This is a genomic window from Nocardiopsis sp. CNS-639, assembly GCF_000381685.1.
GTDB classification, from domain to species: domain Bacteria; phylum Actinomycetota; class Actinomycetes; order Streptosporangiales; family Streptosporangiaceae; genus Nocardiopsis; species Nocardiopsis dassonvillei.
Genome location: NZ_KB906882.1, coordinates 1 through 17,412, shown reverse-complemented (window position 1 = coordinate 17,412; position 17,412 = coordinate 1). Strand labels below are relative to the sequence as shown.

Annotated in this window: 12 protein-coding genes; 3 read left to right on the top strand and 9 right to left on the bottom strand. The window is 72.9% G+C overall.

Features of this window, described 5'->3' with window-relative positions; genetic code table 11:
- Positions 1 to 9: 9 nt before the first annotated feature.
- The 5 genes from G011_RS0126835 to G011_RS0126815 are packed head-to-tail and all read right to left on the bottom strand — an operon-like array spanning position 10 to position 7,709.
- Entirely contained in the window at positions 10 to 1,182 is a 1,173-nt protein-coding gene (locus G011_RS0126835) for a VWA domain-containing protein (protein ID WP_019611164.1), read from the bottom strand.
- Positions 1,179 to 3,851 carry a DUF5682 family protein gene (locus G011_RS30330; RefSeq protein ID WP_019611163.1) on the bottom strand — a complete coding sequence of 891 codons (2,673 nt, stop codon included), beginning with the start codon at positions 3,849 to 3,851 and terminating at the stop codon, positions 1,179 to 1,181. Before G011_RS30330 ends, G011_RS0126835 begins: the two co-directional genes overlap by 4 nt.
- The gene (locus tag G011_RS0126825) at positions 3,851 to 4,966 is read right to left on the bottom strand and encodes an AAA family ATPase (RefSeq protein WP_013155574.1); all 1,116 of its coding nucleotides are present in this window, start codon (positions 4,964 to 4,966) and stop codon (positions 3,851 to 3,853) included. Before G011_RS0126825 ends, G011_RS30330 begins: the two co-directional genes overlap by 1 nt.
- Positions 4,963 to 6,465, bottom strand: coding sequence for a DUF5691 domain-containing protein (locus tag G011_RS0126820; protein WP_019611162.1), 1,503 nt, complete (start codon positions 6,463 to 6,465; stop codon positions 4,963 to 4,965). The genes G011_RS0126825 and G011_RS0126820 overlap by 4 nt, the downstream gene beginning before the upstream one ends.
- A complete protein-coding gene (locus tag G011_RS0126815; RefSeq protein WP_026338698.1) occupies positions 6,462 to 7,709 on the bottom strand; it encodes an SWIM zinc finger family protein in 1,248 nt (415 codons plus the stop codon). Before G011_RS0126815 ends, G011_RS0126820 begins: the two co-directional genes overlap by 4 nt.
- 387 nt (positions 7,710 to 8,096) lie before the next feature.
- Here G011_RS0126815 and G011_RS0126810 point away from each other — a divergent pair, with 387 nt between their 5' ends.
- On the top strand, positions 8,097 to 9,440 hold the full coding sequence (locus G011_RS0126810) for a cytochrome P450 (protein ID WP_019611160.1): 1,344 nt from the start codon (positions 8,097 to 8,099) through the stop codon (positions 9,438 to 9,440).
- 237 nt (positions 9,441 to 9,677) lie between these two features.
- Here G011_RS0126810 and G011_RS0126805 read toward each other — a convergent pair whose 3' ends face one another.
- The gene (locus tag G011_RS0126805; protein ID WP_019611159.1) at positions 9,678 to 10,643 is read right to left on the bottom strand and encodes a TIGR03557 family F420-dependent LLM class oxidoreductase; all 966 of its coding nucleotides are present in this window, start codon (positions 10,641 to 10,643) and stop codon (positions 9,678 to 9,680) included.
- Positions 10,644 to 10,698: 55 nt separating this feature from the next.
- Positions 10,699 to 12,807, bottom strand: a complete 2,109-nt coding sequence (locus G011_RS0126800; protein WP_019611158.1) for a catalase — start codon at positions 12,805 to 12,807, stop codon at positions 10,699 to 10,701.
- 286 nt (positions 12,808 to 13,093) lie between these two features.
- Between G011_RS0126800 and G011_RS0126795 the strand changes: the two genes are divergently transcribed.
- Complete coding sequence (locus G011_RS0126795; RefSeq protein WP_019611157.1) at positions 13,094 to 13,948, top strand: SDR family oxidoreductase; 855 nt, start codon at positions 13,094 to 13,096, stop codon at positions 13,946 to 13,948.
- Positions 13,949 to 14,216: 268 nt separating this feature from the next.
- Here the strand turns inward: G011_RS0126795 and G011_RS0126790 are convergent, their stop codons facing one another.
- Positions 14,217 to 14,627 (bottom strand): ChaB family protein, encoded by a 411-nt coding sequence (locus G011_RS0126790; RefSeq protein WP_026338697.1) that lies wholly within the window; start codon positions 14,625 to 14,627, stop codon positions 14,217 to 14,219.
- A 453-nt stretch (positions 14,628 to 15,080) separates the two neighbouring features.
- On the opposite strand from G011_RS0126790, the gene G011_RS0126785 reads away from it, so the two are divergent.
- Positions 15,081 to 16,016 carry a serine aminopeptidase domain-containing protein gene (locus tag G011_RS0126785; RefSeq protein WP_026338696.1) on the top strand — a complete coding sequence of 312 codons (936 nt, stop codon included), beginning with the start codon at positions 15,081 to 15,083 and terminating at the stop codon, positions 16,014 to 16,016.
- Between the two features lie 655 nt (positions 16,017 to 16,671).
- On the opposite strand, the gene G011_RS0126780 is transcribed toward G011_RS0126785, so the two are convergent.
- Positions 16,672 to 17,412: HNH endonuclease signature motif containing protein (locus tag G011_RS0126780; RefSeq protein ID WP_019611154.1), on the bottom strand; the 741-nt coding region annotated here is incomplete at its 5' end.

Genomic DNA, 17,412 nt, shown 5'->3' with positions numbered 1-17,412 from the left:
CCGCCCGGATCAGGCGTCCTGGTGCTTCTCGACCCAGGACGTGAGGGGTTGCCCCTGGATGGCCGCCGCCATCAGCTCGGGGAACATGTCGGGGGTGCAGGCGAACGCGGGCACCCCCATCTCGGCGAGCGCGGACGCGTTCTGTCGATCGTAGAACGGCGCGCCCTCGTCCGACAGCGCCAGCAGCACCACCACCTGGACCCCGGCCGCCTGCATCGCGGCCACCCTCCTCAGCATCTCCGCTCGGACACCGCCCTCGTACAGGTCGCTGATCAGCACGAAGACCGAGTCGTTCGGCTTGGTGATGAGCCCCTGGCAGTAGGCGATGGCCTTGTTGATGTGCGTGCCGCCGCCCAGCTGCGTGCCGAACAGCACCTCGACCGGGTCGGTCAGCTGCTCGGTCAGGTCCACCACCGCGGTGTCGAACACGACCAGCGACGTGCGCAGGGTCTTCATCGAGGCCAGCACCGCGCCGAACACGCTCGCGTAGACCACCGAGGAGGCCATCGAACCGCTCTGGTCGATCGCCAGCACCACGTCCTTCTGCACGCCCCGGCTGCGGCGGCCGTACCCCACCAGGGTCTGCGGCACGATCGTGTTGTGCTCGGGCAGGTAGTGGGCCAGGTTGCGGCGGATGGTGGCGTTCCAGTCGATGTCGGCCACCCGGCGCGGCCGGTGGGTGCGGGACGACCGGTCGATCGCCCCCTGCACCAGGGACCGCGTCTTCTGCGCCACGCGGCGCTCCAGGTCGTCCACCACACGGCGCACCACCGCGCGGGCCGACTCGCGGGCCTGGTCGGGCATCACCCGGTTGAGGGACAGCAGGGTCCCCACCAGGTGCACGTCCGGCTCGACGGCCTCCATCATCTCCGGCTCCAGGAGCAGCTGGTGCAGCCCCAGCCGGTCCATGGCGTCCTTCTGCATCACCTGCACCACGGAGGACGGGAAGTACTCGCGGATGTCGCCCAGCCAGCGCGCCACGCGGGGCGCCGAACCGCCGAGCCCGGCGGAGCGCTGGGCGCTGGTCCTGCCGGGTCCGGCGCTGTCGTAGAGCGCCTCCAGAGCCCCGTCCATCCCCTGGTCGGCGGCGCTGAGTCCGGAGGCGCCGACTCCGCCGGAGCACTGCGCCTCCCGGCCCAGCACGAGCCTCCAGCGGCGCTCCCGCTCGTCCACGGCGTTCATGTGCGCACCTTTCCGTCGGTGAGGATGGCCAGCGCGGTGGCCAGGGCCGGGGCCGCGCGCCGGACGTCCACGTCCACGCGGGCCGGGGCGGCCCGGTCGGCGGCGGGCGCCGTCCCGAGCCGCAGGGCGGCCGAGCCGATCTCCTGGCGCTCGGGGCCGTTGAAGGCCCCGAAGGTGCGCCGCAGCAGCGGCAGCACCGCGGTGAAGCGCTCCTCGGGCAGGGAGAGCAGCCAGGTGTCGATCAGCCCGAGCAGCCGGTCGTCGTGCACCAGGATCAGCCCGCTGCCCTGGAGGAACCCCTCCAGCCAGGCCGCGGCCGAGGCGGGTTCGGCGCCCGGGGACATCGCCAGGCCGAGGCGGCGGCGCAGCTCGTCGGCGTCCACGAGCCCGGAGTCGGACAGGATCCGGTTGACCCGGCCGGCGATGCGGCCGGGCAGGGTGTCGCGTACGGCCAGGGCGGTCAGGGCCGCCGTCCAGGCCCGGGCGCCCTCCCCGCCGAGGAGGGTGGCGGCGCCCTGCGTGGCGTCGATCTGCCGGACGAACCGCTCCGCCGCGTCGTCGTCCAGGCCGTGCACGGCCGGTGCCAGCCCGACGCACACACGCCGCAGGATCTGCTCGGCCACCGTGCTCAGGTAGGCGCTGTCGGTGCCGCGCACGTCCCCGTAGCGGGCGGAGCGGGCCAGCGGCGGCAGCGCCTCCATCAGGTGGGTGACGTCGCTGTCGGTGGCCGCGCGGTCGGTGAGCAGGGACAGCACGCGGGGCAGGGCCCCACCCAGGTCCGCGAACAGACACTGCTCGGTGAGGGAGGTCAGCGCGGGCAGGGCCGCGTCCTCGGCGAGGTCGGCCACCCTGGCCGTGGCCGCCGAGGCGACGGTGGTGCCCCACCGGCTGGCCTCGATCAGCGCCACGTCCATGTCGGGGTCCCAGCGCAGCCGCCACGACTCCCGGAAGGTGCCCTTCTGCCCGCCGTCGGGGGTGCGCGGAACGCCCCACTCGACGCCGAGCAGCCGCAGCCGGTGCAGCAGCACGCTGCGTTCGCGCTGGCTGTCCTTGCGCAGGTCCAGGTCGAGGTCGCTGTCGAAGGGCTCGGCCTTGAGCCGCAGGCGTTTGCGGATCGCGATGAGGTCGCGCTGGAGCGGGACCATGGGCGTGGACGGGGGCACCGAGCCCATCCGCTCGCCGACGGACATCCGGCGGTGGACGAGGGCGGCCCGGGTGGGCTCGCCCTCGCACAGGACGGCCGTGAGCGCCTCGGCCACCTCGTCGAGTCCGGCGAGCGGCCGCCCGCGCAGCACGGCGAGGCTCTCGGCCAGCCGCACGCCCTCGATGACGTGGGACGAGGACACCGCCAGCCCCTCCTCGCGGAGCATGCGGGCGGCGTCGGTCAGCCACCGGTGCACCGGGAGGTCGGGCGCGGTGAACAGGTGGTGGTACCAGCCGGGGGCGGCGACCCCGGCGCCGTAACCGCTGGAGGCGGCCAGGCGCCCGTGGGTCCAGGGCACCCAGGTGGCGGTGACCTTCGCCTTGGGCAGGCCCTTGAGCAGGGCGGTGTCGTCCTTGATCGAGTAGTCGGCCAGGTCGCGCAGGGCGGGGGCGTGCCAGGCGCCGCAGACCACGGCGATCCGCTCGTGGCCCTCCTTGAGGGTGGCGCGCAGGGTCTGGCGCATGTACGCCTCCCGGCGCGCGTCGCGCTCCGTCTCGGGGCCGGACTCGGCGCGGACGGCGGCCATGGCGTCGGCGATCGCCGGGAACGGGGAGGGCTCCCCGTCCCGGCGCTGCTCGACGACGTCGTCCCACCAGCGCTCGGCGTCGTCGTAGCCCGCCGCCTCGGCGAGCACCCCCAGGGGGTCCAGCCGGATCCGCTCCGGCTCGCCGACCTCGCCGCCGTCCGTCCCGTCAGCGGCCTCCGGGGTCCCGGCCCCGTCGGTCCCGCCGCTTCCTTCCGCCGTGACAGCCGCACCGGATCCAGCCGCCTCGGTGTCCCCGGAAGCCGCCGTGCTCCCAGCGGCCCCGAGGGTCTCATCGCCGCTTCCGGTCCCGGTGTTCCCGTCGTTCCCGGAGGTTTGTCCACCACCGTTCGTGGAGGTCACACCGTTCTCAGATGCCTCGGTGCCATCCTGGGGCCCGGTGTTCCCACCGGATCCGGCCGCCTCGGGGTTCCCGGGAGCCTCCTCGACCCCCGGGTCCTCGGAGTCCCCCTCCGTGCGGGCGCTCTCCTCCTCGGCCCGGCGCCTCTCCTCGGCCTCGGCGACGCGCTCGGCCAGGGTGTTCGCGGCGGGCAGGTCGCAAAAGCGCACCCGCACGTCGTTCTCCACCGCGTAGCGCAGGGCCTCCCACTCGGGGGAGAAGCTGGCGAAGGGCCAGAACGCCCACCCGTCGCCCTCCGCCACCCTCAACGGTCGCGCTCCGCGCGCAGTCTTTTCCTTACCGTCACCCGCTCTCGGCTCGTCCCCCTTGGGGGTGTCGGCGAGGTAGGCCAGCAGCGCCACCGGCGGCTCCAGCTCGCCCACCAGCGAGGTGAGGGCGTCCGCCTCCGGCGGTCCCTCGATCAGCACGGCGTCGGGTTTGATCTCCTCCAGCGCCGCCCGGACGGCCCGGGCCGACCCCGGGCCGTGGTGCCGCACGCCCAGGACGTGCAGCCCGCTCGTGTCCAGTCGGGGCCGACCCATCAGGCGCCCACCTCGCGGCAGGCGCGGTAGAACTCGCCCCAGCCGTCGCGCCCGCGCGCGACGGTCTCCAGGTACTCGCGCCACACCACGCCGTCGGACACCCGGTCCTGGACGACGGCGCCCTGGATGCCCGCGGCCACGTCGGCCGGGCGCAGCTGCCCGTCGCCGAAGTGGGCGGCCAGCGCGATGCCGTTGGTGATCACCGAGATCGCCTCGGCGGTGCTCAGCGTGCCGCTGGGCGACTTGACCTTGGTGCCGTTGTCCTCGGTCACCCCCGAGCGCAGCTCGCGGAAGACGGTGACCACCCGCCGGATCTCGGTGAGGCTGGTGGGCACCTCGGGCAGGTCCAGGGCGCGGCCGAGCTGCTCCACTCGCTGGGTGACGATGCGGACCTCGTCCTCGGCGCTGTCGGGGACGGGCAGCACCACGGTGTTGAACCGGCGGCGCAGCGCGCTGGACAGGTCGTTGACACCGCGGTCGCGGTCGTTGGCGGTGGCGATGATGTTGAAGCCGCGCTGGGCCTGCACCTCGACGCCCAGCTCGGCCACCGGCAGGGCCTTCTCCGACAGCACGGTGATGAGGCCGTCCTGCACGTCGGAGGGCATGCGGGTGAGCTCCTCGATGCGACCGATGGAGCCGCGCGACATGGCGGTCATCACCGGGCTGGGCACGAGGGCCGCCTCGGAGGGGCCCTCGGCGAGCAGCCGGGCGTAGTTCCAGCCGTAGCGGACGGCCTCCTCGGAGGTTCCGGCGGTGCCCTGGACGAGCAGCGTGGAGTCACCGGAGATCGCGGCGGCCAGGTGTTCGGACAGCCAGGTCTTGGCGGTGCCGGGGACGCCGATGAGCAGCAGGGCGCGGTCGGTGGCCAGGGTGGCCACGGCGACCTCGACGACGCGGCGGGCGCCGATGTACTTGGCGCTGATCTCGGTGCCGTCGGACAGGGTGGTGCCCAGCAGGTACTGGGTGACCGCCCACGGGGAGAGCTTCCAGCCCGGGGGCCGCTGCCGGTCGTCGGCCTTGGCCAGCGCCTCCAGCTCGGCGGCGTAGGTCTGCTCCGCGTGCGGGCGCAGGGCCTGGGCGGCGTCGGTGCCGATGGAGGGGGTGGAGGTGGTCAACTGAGCTCCCTGTGCATGTCGAGTCGGAACCGGAGGGTGTCCCGGAGCCGGAGGTAGGCGTCGCCGGAGGCGTCGTTGTACGGAGGGGTCTGGTGGAGGTCGGTGAGGTGCCCGGGGGGCATGTGCACGGCCGCGGCCTCGCAGAGCAGCCGGTAGCCGTGGTAGTCCTTCTTGCGGTCCTTGGCGTGCAGGCGCGCGATGACCCGCGCGCTCAGCTCGGGGGTCCAGGGGCCAGGCGTGTCGCGGAGCTGCTCGCCCCAGCGGTTGAGGGAGGCCTTGTCGGTCAGGACGCCTTCGGCGTACGCGCAGCGCTCCTCGACCGGCAGCAGTTCCAGCAGCCTGCTCGTCTGGAACCCCGGTCCCGTGCCCCGCGAACCGAGGAACTCCAGGACGGCCCTGGCCCACTCCACGTTCCGCTGGACGACGACGGCGTTGACCAGGGCGCCCACCAGACGGGCGTTCTGCACGGCCTCCCGGTTCGCCGCCTCGAAGACGCTGGCGGGGTCGGTGCCCAGCAGCCCGGGCCACACGTCCAGCGGCGCGTGGGTGAGCAGCGCCCACAACCGCTCGGCCCGCTCGTGCACGTTCTCGTCGTCCTTGGAGGGCGCGGCCAGCGCCAGGTCGCGGTGGACGGCGGCGTCGCGGGTGCGGACGGGGTCCACCCACAGGGCGCCGTCCTCCCTGAGCGAGGCGTGCGCGCGGACGTGACCGCGCAGCCGCTCGGCGTGCGCGCTGTCGGGCAGCCGGGTGAGCAGGGACAGCGCGATCCCGCGCACGTTGGCGCTGCGGTCGTCCAGCGCCCGGTCGAGGAAGTCCGCGTCCGCCGGGCCGAGCCCGGTGGCGAAGGTCTCCAGCAGGCGGCGGCGCAGGTCCGCCTTGGCCAGGTTGGTCCAGACGGCGGCCAGCAGCTCGCGGGCGCGGTCGGGGTCGGTGACGCGCAGCGCGGCGAGCGCGCGGCGGCGCTCTCCCGGGGTGCCGCAGCCCCAGTCGCGCTCGCTGAAGCGGTCGGCGTGGACCGACTCGGCCAGCATGCAGGACCAGGCGGGGTTGAGCCCGGCCAGCCAGTGGCCGCGCGTGCCGACCGCGGCCGCGAGCGCGGGGCGCAGCTCGCTGTCGCGGGCGCCCTGGTCGAGGAGGGCGGGAACGCTGGAGTGCGCGACGCGCCGCCCCGAGGCGGCCACCAGCTCCAGCCACTCCGGGAGGAGTTCGGTCCGTCCCGTGAGGATGTCCTCCAGCCGGTTGGCGGCGGCCTGTCCGGTCTCGGGGCGCTCGTCCTCGGCGCCGGGCTCGACGGGCTCGACGCCGGTGACGGGGGTGTACCCGGCGGCGCGGCGGACGGCGATCAGGGCCGCCCGGTCCAGGAGGGCGACGGAGTCCTCGTCCTCGGGGGTGGGGGGCAGGTCGGGGGTGTCGGGGACGGAGCGCTTGGAGGTGCCGACCAGGGCCGTGGAGACCAGGCGGTCCCAGGAGTCCACGGCGGCGAGGGGGTCGGGGGTCACAGGGAGACCGCCTTTCCGTTCCGGTCCCACACGGTGATGGGGGTGAGTCCCGTCGCGGGCGACCACTCGGCGGCGACGGTGGAGGGGTGGCCGCCGGTGACCGCGAGGAGGCGCCAGGGCTCGGGGGAGGCCAGGGGCAGCGCGTGGCCCTCGGTGTCGGTGAGGTACCACCGGCCGTCGTGGGCGGGGGCGGCGCGGTCGAGCACGACCGGCCAGGTGTCGCGCCAGGGGTCCTCGGCGAGGGAGGCGGCGAAGGCGTCGAGGGCCTGCGTGACCGTGCCGCCCTCGGGCGGGGCCGCCTCGGTCGTGGTGCCGTCGCCGACGGGGGCGACCCGGTGGCCGTCGGGGTAGAAGGCGAACTCGGCCTCCACGTCGGTGCCGGCCCGGAAGGGGGTGGTGGGCGCCTGGCCGGGTCGGGCGAAGGCCAGGTACAGGGCCACGCGCCCGGTCGCGGTGCCGCGCAGCCACAGGCGGCGCACGCGCATGTCGGCTTCGAGGGTGGGGGCGTCGTGCCAGCCCAGGACCCGCCAGGTGTCGCGGACGCGCTCACCGCCGGCGAGGACGTCCTCGGCCTTGACGGTGATGCCCACCCGGGAGCGGACGGCGCCGCGTACGCGCTCGTCGAGGGCGTCGCCCGCGCGGTAGCCGTTGACCAGCAGGTGGAGGAGGCCGAGCCGTTCGAGCATCCGCTCGGGCCAGCTGTCCCCGCGCGCCGCGGAGGGCAGCTGGGAGACGAGGGAGGCCGCGCCGCCCGCCTTGGCGTCCACGAGCCGCTTGGCCATGCGGTCCCAGTGGTCGTAGCCGTGCTTGGGCACCTCGGCCAGCCCGGTGTCGATCTGGTCGCGCAGCCAGAGGCCGAGTTCGTCGACCCCGGCCCGGACCGCCTCCTCCCTCCTGCGCAGGGTCGCGGCCGCCCGTTCGGGGTCGGCGGGGGCCGCCGGGCTGTTGGCCTTCTCCTGGCGGGCGGCCCTTCCGGAGAGCCACTTGGCCACCCACTCGGGCCGCTCCTCCCGGTCGGCCACGCTGTCCTGGGTCCACAGGGCCAGCAGGCCCAGGACGTGCTTGCAGGGAATCTTGCGGCTGGGGCAGCTGCACTTGTAGGCGGTCCCGCCAGCGCCGTCCAGGTGGACGGCGGCCAGGTAGGGCTTGGAACCGCTGCCCTTGCACTCGCCCCAGACGGCGGAGGTGCCGCCGGAGGGGGCGGCGACCGCTCCGCGCTCGGGCCAGGACGACTCCTTGGCCACCTTCAGGGCGGCCTTGCGGGAGGAGGCGTCCGGAGCCAGAGCCCATACGTCGTCGGTACTCCATCGATCGCTCACACAGAGAACACTACGGACTCCCTATGACAAAAAGCGGCCTTTTCGAACCTGCTTGCGAACACCCGTGGAACTGTCGCATCCCCGTGGCAGACTCCGGCCGCGGAGCGGCTCCGCGCGGCGCGCGACCCCGGGTTCCGGCGCTCGGGAGCCCCAGAAAAAGTGCGCATTAATACCATTTATCACTAATACGCGAGCGCCCTTTCTCCGCCGTGTTGAAAAAAGAGCGCGGCCCCTTCTACAATGAGCGATCCCGCTTCTCCCCTCCGTCACCGCACCGGCACACCATCTCCCCGAAGAGAAGGACTCGGTTCGTTGACGACCACACGGCTGTACGGCACCACACCCGCCACCGGACGCGACGGCCTCTGGGCCGCGCTGCGCGAACGCCACGGACCCGTGGCCCCGGTCGAACTGGAGACCGGCGTACGGGCCTGGCTTCTGCTGGGCTACCACGAGAACCTCGCCGTGTTACAGAACCAGCACCTCTTCTCGCGCGACACCCGCCGCTGGCGCGAGGTGGTCGAGGGGCGCGTCGACCTCGCCTGCGCCCGGCCCGCGCTGTCCTGGCGCCCCAACGCCCTGTACGCCGACGGGGCCGAGCACACCCGGCTGCGCTCGGCCATCGCGGACAGCCTGGCCAAGGTGGACATGAACGCCACCGCCCGCACGATCCGGCGGATCGCCGACGAACTCGTCGACTCCTTCGTCGCCGACGGCAGGGCCGACCTCATCTCCGAGTACGCCAACCCCCTGCCCGTGCTCGTGGTCAACAGCCTGTACGGGCTCTCCGACAGCTACGGGTACATGCTGGGCGACCTCACGTCCATCGTCTTCAGCGAGAACGCCGAACGCGCCGAGGACGCCGTCGGCCGCATCCACCAGTACTTCTCCGAACTGGTGGCCCGCAAGCGCAGGATCCCCGGCCAGGACCTGGTGTCGTGGATGCTGGAGCACCCCGCGGGGCTGAGCGACCACGAGGTCGCGCACCAGGCCGCGCTCATCAACAATTCGAGCCACCAGACCACCACACACCTCATCGGCAACACGATGCGCACCCTGTTCACCGACGAGGCGGTCCGCGCCGCCTACACGGACGCGCAGATGACCGTCCACGAGCTGCTCGACCACGTGATGTGGACCGACACGCCCTTCCAGATCCTGCCCGCCCGGATCGCCCTCCAGGACATGCGCATCGGCGGCGTCGACATCCGCGCGGGCGACGCCCTGCTGATCGGCTTCGACGCCGCCCACCGCGATCCGGCCGTCCACTCCGACCAGGCGGGGGGCAGTCGGGCCCACCTGATGTTCGGCGCCGGGCCGCACGCCTGTCCGGCCCGCGAGCTGGCCCGGCTGACCGCCACGATCGCGGTCACCACGCTCCAGGAGCGCCTGGGCGGGCTACGGCTAGCCGTGGAGCCGGAGGACCTGCGCTGGGTCCCGTCGCCGTTCCTGCGGGGGTTGCGCGAACTCCCGGTGGTCTTCACCCCGGGCGAGCCCCTCGCCCTCGGCCCCCGGGAGGGCGCGGGAAGGGGCGGCTCCGGAGGGGGCGGACAGCCGGAGGCCGGGGCGCGCGGGGGGGACCGGGACGACAGCGACGAGGGCCACGAGGACGACCTCCTCAGCCGTCTGCTCGCCTGGTGGCGCGGACGGAGTTGACCCCGCCGCGGCGTCGGGTCCCGGCGTCGGCGGCGCGGGGGTGAGCGCCGCGCCCCGCGCGGCGCTCCGTCGAGCCCGTGCGCGACCCGGGCCGCGTCCACGTGGGGTCCGGACCACGAGGGCCTCCGCGGAAGCGCGGAGGGAGCCGTGTTCGTCCACGACTCCCTCCGCGGGTACGCCCGGTCCGTGTGAGGGTCCCGGCCCCGGACGGCGCCCGTCCAGCGGGCACCGCCGGGGCTAACCGGCGCCCATCGCCCGGATCGGTCCGGCCAGCTCCCGCTCGAAGAAGCCGAAGAACCCCTCCGGGTCGGGTCCGGCGTTGATCAGGCACAGGTGGTCGAACCCCGCGGAGGCGAACTCCCGCACCACCTCAAGGTGCCGGTCCGGGTCCGGCCCGTACGCGAAGACGTCGCGCATCGCGTCCCTGTCGATCAGGGCGGTGGCCGCCTCGAAGTTCACCGGGTTGGGCAGTTCGGCCTGCACCTTCCACCCGGTGAGCGCGAAGCGGAACAGCTCGCGCGCCGACTCCAGGGCGTCGCCCTCGTTGGTCGCCCACGCCAGCGGCACCTCGGCGTAGCGGGGGCCGGAGCCGCCGTTGTCCTCGTAGACCCGGTTGAGCGCCTTGCTCGGCTCGGTGCAGAACAGGCCGTCACCCGACTCGGCGGCCAGCAGGGCGGCCTCCTCGCCGCCCGCGGCCACGACGATCGGCGGCGCCTCCTCGGGCAGGTCGAAGACCCGGGCGTCCTCCAGGGTCAGGTACTTGCCGTCGTAGGAGTGGTAGCCGCCCGACCACAGCAGGCGGATGATCTGGATCGCCTCGCGCAGCATCTCGTGGCGCCGGGTGGCGTTGGGCCACCCCTGGCCCACCACGTGCTCGTTGAGGCGCTCCCCCGACCCCAGCCCGAGCGTGAACCGCCCCTCGGACAGGATGGCCGTGGTGGCCGCCGCCTGCGCGACGATCGCCGGGTGCACCCGCAGGATCGGGCAGGTGACACCGGTGGCCAGCTCGACGCTGTCGGTGCGTTCGGCGATGGCGGCGAGCATCGACCACACGAACCCGGAGTGGCCGTGGCTGTACAGCCAAGGGTGGAAGTGGTCGCTGATCTCCACGAAGTCGAACCCGGCCTGTTCGGCGCGGACCGCCTGCTCCACGATCTCGCGGGGGCCGAAACCCTCGGCGAAGAGCTTGTAGCCCACCTTCATCGCGTCTGTTCTCCCTTCACTCCGTCTTCGCTCCGTGTCGGTCGCTCCCCCGCCGTCAGGCGGGCACGGACGCCGTCGGCCGGTCCCAGAACCGGTGCCCGCCCAGCAGCCTCGTGAACTCGGCGACGCCGTCCTCACCCGCGTCCGGCGAGGCCACCACGCCCAGTTCCACCCGCAGGGCGTCCACGGGCCCGGTCAGCTCCTCCGGCAGCGGCGGGGCGAGCAGCTCCGTCCCCGCGCCGACCGCGGCCACCGGCTTGTGGTGCTTGTACGCCTCCAGCACGAAGTGCCGCGCGAGCCCGTCGCCCGCCAGCGTCCGTGCGGCGTCGGGACCGCCGGTCACCACGACCGCGTCGTAGAGCACCGAGGAGACCGTCGGGTAGGCCCGGTCGACGGTGACGACGCCGCCCCGCGAGGTGCGGACCGCGCCGTCGGCGGCCGCGAGGAGTTCGACCACGGCACCGGCCCCGATCAGGGGCTCGCGGAACGCCTCGACGGCGGCCTCGTCCACGCCGTCCGCGACCAGGACGGCCACCTTGCGGCCGACGACGGAGCCGAACGCGGTGTTGAGCTGGCTCAGGGCGGGCGAGGAGCGGCCGTGGTTGGGCGTGGCCTCCCGCTCCGGCGGCTCGACGCCGATCCCCTCCGCGACCCGGACGGACAACCCGTGGTCCACGTGGTTGAGGTTGGCCACCACCCGCTGGCGCACCTCCAGCTCCTCGCACTTGCCCAGCTCGAAGCGGAAGGCCTCCACCACGTGCTCGCGCTCCCAGTCGGCGAGGCTGTTGTAGAAGAGCGTGGCCTGGGAGTAGTGGTCGGCGAAGCTCTCGCTGCGGACCCGGATCTTGTCGCCCTCGACCTTCTCCGTGTAGTGGCGGTAGACGCCCTCCCCGTGCGCCAGGGCCGGGCAGCCGCCGCCCAGGCTGTTGGGGTGGTAGGAGGTCCCGCCCCGGTGCACGCGGTGCTGGGCGAAGCCGTCCCGCTGGTTGTTGCTCACCGGGGCCACCGGACGGTTGATCGGGATCTGCTGGAAGTTGGAGCCGCCGAGGCGCAGCAGCTGGGTGTCCAGGTAGGAGAAGTTGCGGGCCTGGAGCAGCGGATCGTTGGTGAAGTCGATGCCCGGGACCACGTTTGCGGTGTGGAAGGCCACCTGCTCCGTCTCCGCGAAGAAGTTGTCCGGGTTCCGGTTCAGGGTCAGCTTTCCGATCGGACGGACCGGAACCTGCTCCTCGGGGATGATCTTGGTGGCGTCCAGCAGGTCGAAGTCGAAGGCGTGCTCGTCCTCCTCCGGTACCAGCTGCACGCCCAGCTCCCACTCGGGGTACTGGCCGCGCTCGATGGCCTCCCACAGGTCGCGCCGGTTGAAGTCGGGGTCCTTGCCCTGGACGCGCTGCGCCTCGTCCCAGACCAGCGAGTGCGTGCCGAGCAGGGGCCTCCAGTGGAACTTGACGAAGGTGCCGCGGCCCTCGGCGTTGACGAACCGGAACGTGTGGACGCCGAAGCCCTGCATCGTCCGGTAGCTGCGCGGGATCGCCCGGTCCGACATCAGCCACATCATCATGTGCGTGGTCTCGGGCTGCAGGCCCACGAAGTCCCAGAGGGTGTCGTGCGCGGACTGCGCCTGGGGGATCTCGTTGTGGGGCTCGGGCTTGACCGCGTGGACGAAGTCGGGGAACTTGATGCCGTCCTGGATGAAGAAGACCGGCATGTTGTTGCCGACGAGGTCGTAGTTGCCCTCCTCGGTGTAGAACTTCACCGCGAACCCGCGCACGTCGCGCACCGTGTCGGCGGATCCGCGCGACCCGGCGACCGTGGAGAAGCGGACGAAGACCGGCGTGGTGACGTCGGGGCCGCTCAGGAAGTGGGCCGCGGTCAGCTCGGAGAGCCCCTCGTAGGGGCGGAAGTGGCCGTAGGCGCCCGCGCCGCGCGCGTGCACCACCCGTTCGGGGATCCGCTCGTGGTCGAAGTGGGTGATCTTCTCCCGGGCGTGGAAGTCCTCCAGCAGTGTGGGGCCGCGCGCCCCGGCCCGGAGCGAGTTGTCGGTGTCGCCCACCCGGACGCCGGTCTCGGTGGTCAGGGGCTGGTCGGAGTCGGTCCTGACCGCGTCGAGCTGGCGGTCCTTGGCGTCGCGCCCCTCGCTTCCCCCACGTCCTTCAGTGCTCACAGCAGGCCTCCGTCGATCTGCGGGTACCACGTGCCGGGGTCTCCCCCCGGTTCCACCTGACCGACGTCCGTTCGGGGCAAACGTCGTTGACCGCCTTTTGGAGCGGCGTTCACCGCGGTGCCGTCCGGGCCGGGGCGACCCGCGCCGGGCCCGAGTCAGCGGAGGCGAACGGGGTAGGGGCGGGCACGCGGAAGGACCGCCCGGGCACGCCCGGGCGCACAGCGCGGGACGCCCGGACGGATTCCGGGCCGGGCCCGCGGAACCGAAACGACAGGGGGAGACGACCATGTCCGAGACTTCGCCTCCGGCGCAGAGCCAGCCCTACCCCGGCCGGACCGAGCCGATGGATCCGCAGCCCAGGGACGAGATGCGCGGCTACGAGGGCCGCGGCCTGCTGAAGGGGAAGCGGGCGCTGATCACCGGGGCCGACTCCGGGATCGGCCGCGCCGTCGCCGTGGCCTTCGCCAAGGAGGGGGCCGACATCGTCTTCGGCTACCTCAGCGAGGACGCCGACGCCCAGCACACGGTGGGGCTGGTCCAGGAGCAGGGGCGCAAGGCGGTGGGCGTACGCGGCGACCTGGCCGACGAGTCCTTCTGCTCCCACCTGGTGAACCGCGCGGTCGAGGAGCTGGGCGGGATCGACATCCTGGTCGAGCACGCCGCGACCCAGGCGCCGGTGGACGACTTCACCGACCTGAGCACCGAGCAGCTGCGCCGCACGTTCGACGTCAACGTGATGGGGGTGTTCTGGACCGTCCGCGAGGCGCTGGAGCACATCCCCGAGGGCGGGTCGATCATCATCACGGGCTCCATCAACGGCCTGCGCGGCAACAAGTCGCTGATCGACTACGCGTCCAGCAAGGCCGCGGTGATGAACCTGTCGCACTCGCTGGCGCAGACGCTCATGGACCGGGGCATCCGGGTCAACTGCGTGGCCCCCGGTCCGGTGTGGACGCCGCTCATCCCCTCCACGCTCGGGGAGAAGGGCGCGGAGGGCTTCGGCCAGCAGTCGCCCATGGGACGGGCCGCGGACCCGGACGAGATCGCGCCCTCCTACGTCTTCTTCGCCAGCGAACGGCTGTCGTCGTACTACACCGGCGAGACCCTGGCCCCGACCGGCGGGGAGATCCAGGCGAGCTGAGCCGGGGGAGGGGGCGGGGCCGCGGTTCCCGTCCCCTCCCGCGCCCGGCGGCACGGGGCGGAACGCGCGGCCTCTCCGCGCCGGCGGCCAGGGGAGACGCGGGCGCCCGGGAGGTCGCGGGCGCCCGGCTGGCCCGCCCGGCTCGCCCGCCCTCCCCGCGCGTGCCTTCGCGACGGGTGCCTCCCCAACGCAGGAAGAAGCCCCTCCCGGACGGAGCTCGGGAGGGGCTGCCTGGGATGAGCCGACGGCGCGTGCGGCCGGGGTGGTGTCAGGAGCGCGCCTTGGCGGTGCGCCGGTCGTTCTCCTTGCGCAGCGCCTCGACCAACTGGTCCTTGTTCATGTTCGAGCGCCCCTGGACGCCGAGCTTCTTCGCCTGCTCGTAGAGGTGTTCCTTGCTGGCGTTGGCGTCCACTCCCCCGGCGGTCTTCTTGTCCTCACCGCGTCCGCGCGCGGCCTTGGGGTTGGACGCCTGCTCGTCCGAGGGGCCCGAGCGCTGCTTGGGCACCCAGCGGTCGCCCTGTTTCTCGAATTCGTGCTTGACCGCCGCGAAGGCGACGCGGTGTGCGCGCTCGCCCTCCCCGTACTCCTCCACAGCGGAGTCGTGCGCCTTGATCCAGGTGCGTTGGGCCTTCTTCGGAGACCGCTGGAGGGTCGACGGAAGTTCGCTTGCACCGGGCATGGTCATCACTCCCTCGTCGTGCGCCTACACGGTCCGCCTGCCCGGGGAGGGACCGCCGAAACACCGCGGCCCGCCGGTGCGGGGAGGGGTCGGGACGCCGGTGCTATGGGAGCCAGTGCTACGGGAACCGGCGCCCCGAGGGCACCACGAGCGCACCCGGGTCACCGGGTGGCCGCACGTCCCCCTCTCCCCCCGCGAGCTGGGCTCCGTCACTACTGGTGATTCAACGGATGCACGTTTACCGAAACGACACCATAGTGAGTCCACGGCCGAAGGGAGCCGGTCACCCGGCCCCCTCCTCCGCCACCGAGAGGCGGGGCGGCCACCGCCGACCACTGCGGGTACCCATGCGGTTACCTTACGGTAATGTCGGCTTTCCCCCCACGGGAGACCCTTGGTCCGCGAACACCGCGAGGTGTGCGGATTCCCGCTGCACGAGAAAAAGGAAAAACCGTGCGAACATACCCCCTTTCCCCCGAAGAGACCGACGGCGCACAACACGGCCCCCGCTCCCGCGTGGCCCGGTTCGCCGCCCGCGCGGGTATGACCCTGGCGCTCACCGCCGGGCTGACCGGCGTCGTCGTCTCCCCGGCCCAGGCCGCCAACCCGTACGAGCGCGGCCCCGCGCCGACCGAGTCGAGCGTCACCGCCGAGGAGGGCTACTTCGACACCGACGAAGACAGCGTGTCCTCGCTGGTGAGCGGGTTCGGCGGCGGCACGATCTACTACCCCACCGACACCAGCGAGGGAACGTTCGGCGGCGTCGTCATCGCGCCCGGCTACACGGCGAGCCAGTCCTCGATGGCGTGGATGGGCCACCGGATCGCCTCGCAGGGCTTCGTGGTGTTCACGATCGACACCAACACCCGCTACGACCAGCCCGACAGCCGGGGCGCCCAGATCGAGGCCGCCCTGGACTACCTGGTCGACGACAGCGACGTGTCCGACCGGGTGGACGGCGACCGCCTGGCCGTCATGGGCCACTCGATGGGCGGCGGCGGCACGCTCGCGGCCGCCGAGGACCGGCCGGAGCTGCGCGCGGCGATTCCGCTGACCCCCTGGCACCTCCAGAAGGACTGGTCGGACGTCGAGGTGCCCACGATGATCATCGGCGCGGAGAACGACAGCATCGCGTCGGTCAGGTCGCACTCCATCCCGTTCTACGAGAGCCTGGACGGCGACCTGGAGCGCGCCTACCTGGAGCTGGAGGGAGCGAGCCACTTCGCGCCCAACCTCTCCAACACGATCATCGCCAGGTACAGCATCTCCTGGCTCAAGCGCTTCGTCGACGAGGACGAGCGCTACGAGCAGTTCCTGTGCCCGCCGCCCGACACCGGGTTCTTCTCCGACTTCTCGGACTACCGAGACTCCTGCCCGCACATCACCTGACCCCGCACCGGCGCCGCGGGGCCCCTCCGGTCCCGCGTCGTCCGGAACGGCAGCCTCCGGAACAGCGACACGGCGGTGGCCCGGCGGACGCTCCCCCGGGCCGCCGCCCGTGTGTCCGGACAGGGAAGGCCGTCCTCACCGACGAGCACGGACGGGAACACCGTCCACGGGCTCCGGTCAACGCCCAAGCCGGGGGTGGTGGCGGTGGCGGCGTCGGCAGCGAAGGCGGCGGGGGTCTGAGGGCTCCGTTCAACGCCCTGGTTGCGGGTGGTGGCCGGTGGCTGCGTCGCCAGCTGCCGCGTAGTGGTGCGGGAGGGTGACCAACGGTTGGTGTTCGGGGGTGGTGGGGCTTTGCTGCGTTGGCAGCGAAGGCGGCGGGTGTCCGGGGGCTCCGTTCAACGCCCTGGTTGCGGGTGGTGGCCGGTGGCTGCGTCGCCAGCTGCCGCGAAGTGGCCTGGAAGGGCGACCAACGCCTGAGGTCGGAGGGTGATCGGCCTCTGCTGCGTTGGCACCAAAGGCGAGCAGGCCCTCCGGCTTCGGGCAGCGGTCCCGGCCCCTGGGGTGGGGGTGGGCGACGGTGGCAGCGACCACGGTGGTGCGGGGCCCGGGCCGATTGCCGGGCACGGGCATGCCGGGGCTCGGCATGACTCGGGGGTCATTTCCGGGGTGGGGGATCTGGGTCCCTGCTGGGCGGGTGGCCCCACTCCCGTGCTCGTCCTTGGTGGTGTGTGCGCAGTTCGCGTTGGTACTTGGCCCGGTTGTGCGGCCCGCACAACGGTTGCAGGTTGGCCACCACCGTGCGCCCTCCTCGGGAGAACGACCGCACGTGGTCGGCCTGGCACAACGCCACCGGCACCTCACACCCGCCCGGGTGGGCGCAAGTGGCGTGTCCGTGGAACGCTGCTGTGCGTTGGCGGGTTGAGGCCAGGCGGCGGCTGTGGCCCACATCCAGCACCTGGCCGGTGGGTGGGGCGGTGAGCATCCGCACCACCTCAGCATCGGCGGCCAGTTCGTGGACCAGCCCGACCGGGATCACCCGACCGTTCTCATCGAGCGCGGGCCTTTCCTGACCCTGAGCGTCCAGGTAGGTCTGTACCGGCACGACGATGCGGATCTGCGCCAACGGAGCGGGGGCACGAGTACATCCAGTGTGGGTGGTGGCAAAGCGCAGCGCGGCGATGAGCGCGTCGTGCTCGCGCTGCGACCGGGACCGGGTGTCCTCGTCCGAGGGTGGGGTGGTGAAGGTGTCGATGGCCGCGCGCACGATCAACGCATCCCCAGACCCACCCCAGGCCTGCAACTGGTAGCTGCCCTGGAACGTGTCATGCACGACCAGGCCACGGGCGGCGTGAGCAGCCTCGTGGTCGCGGTCCAGGCGGTGGGGGTCCAAACGGTA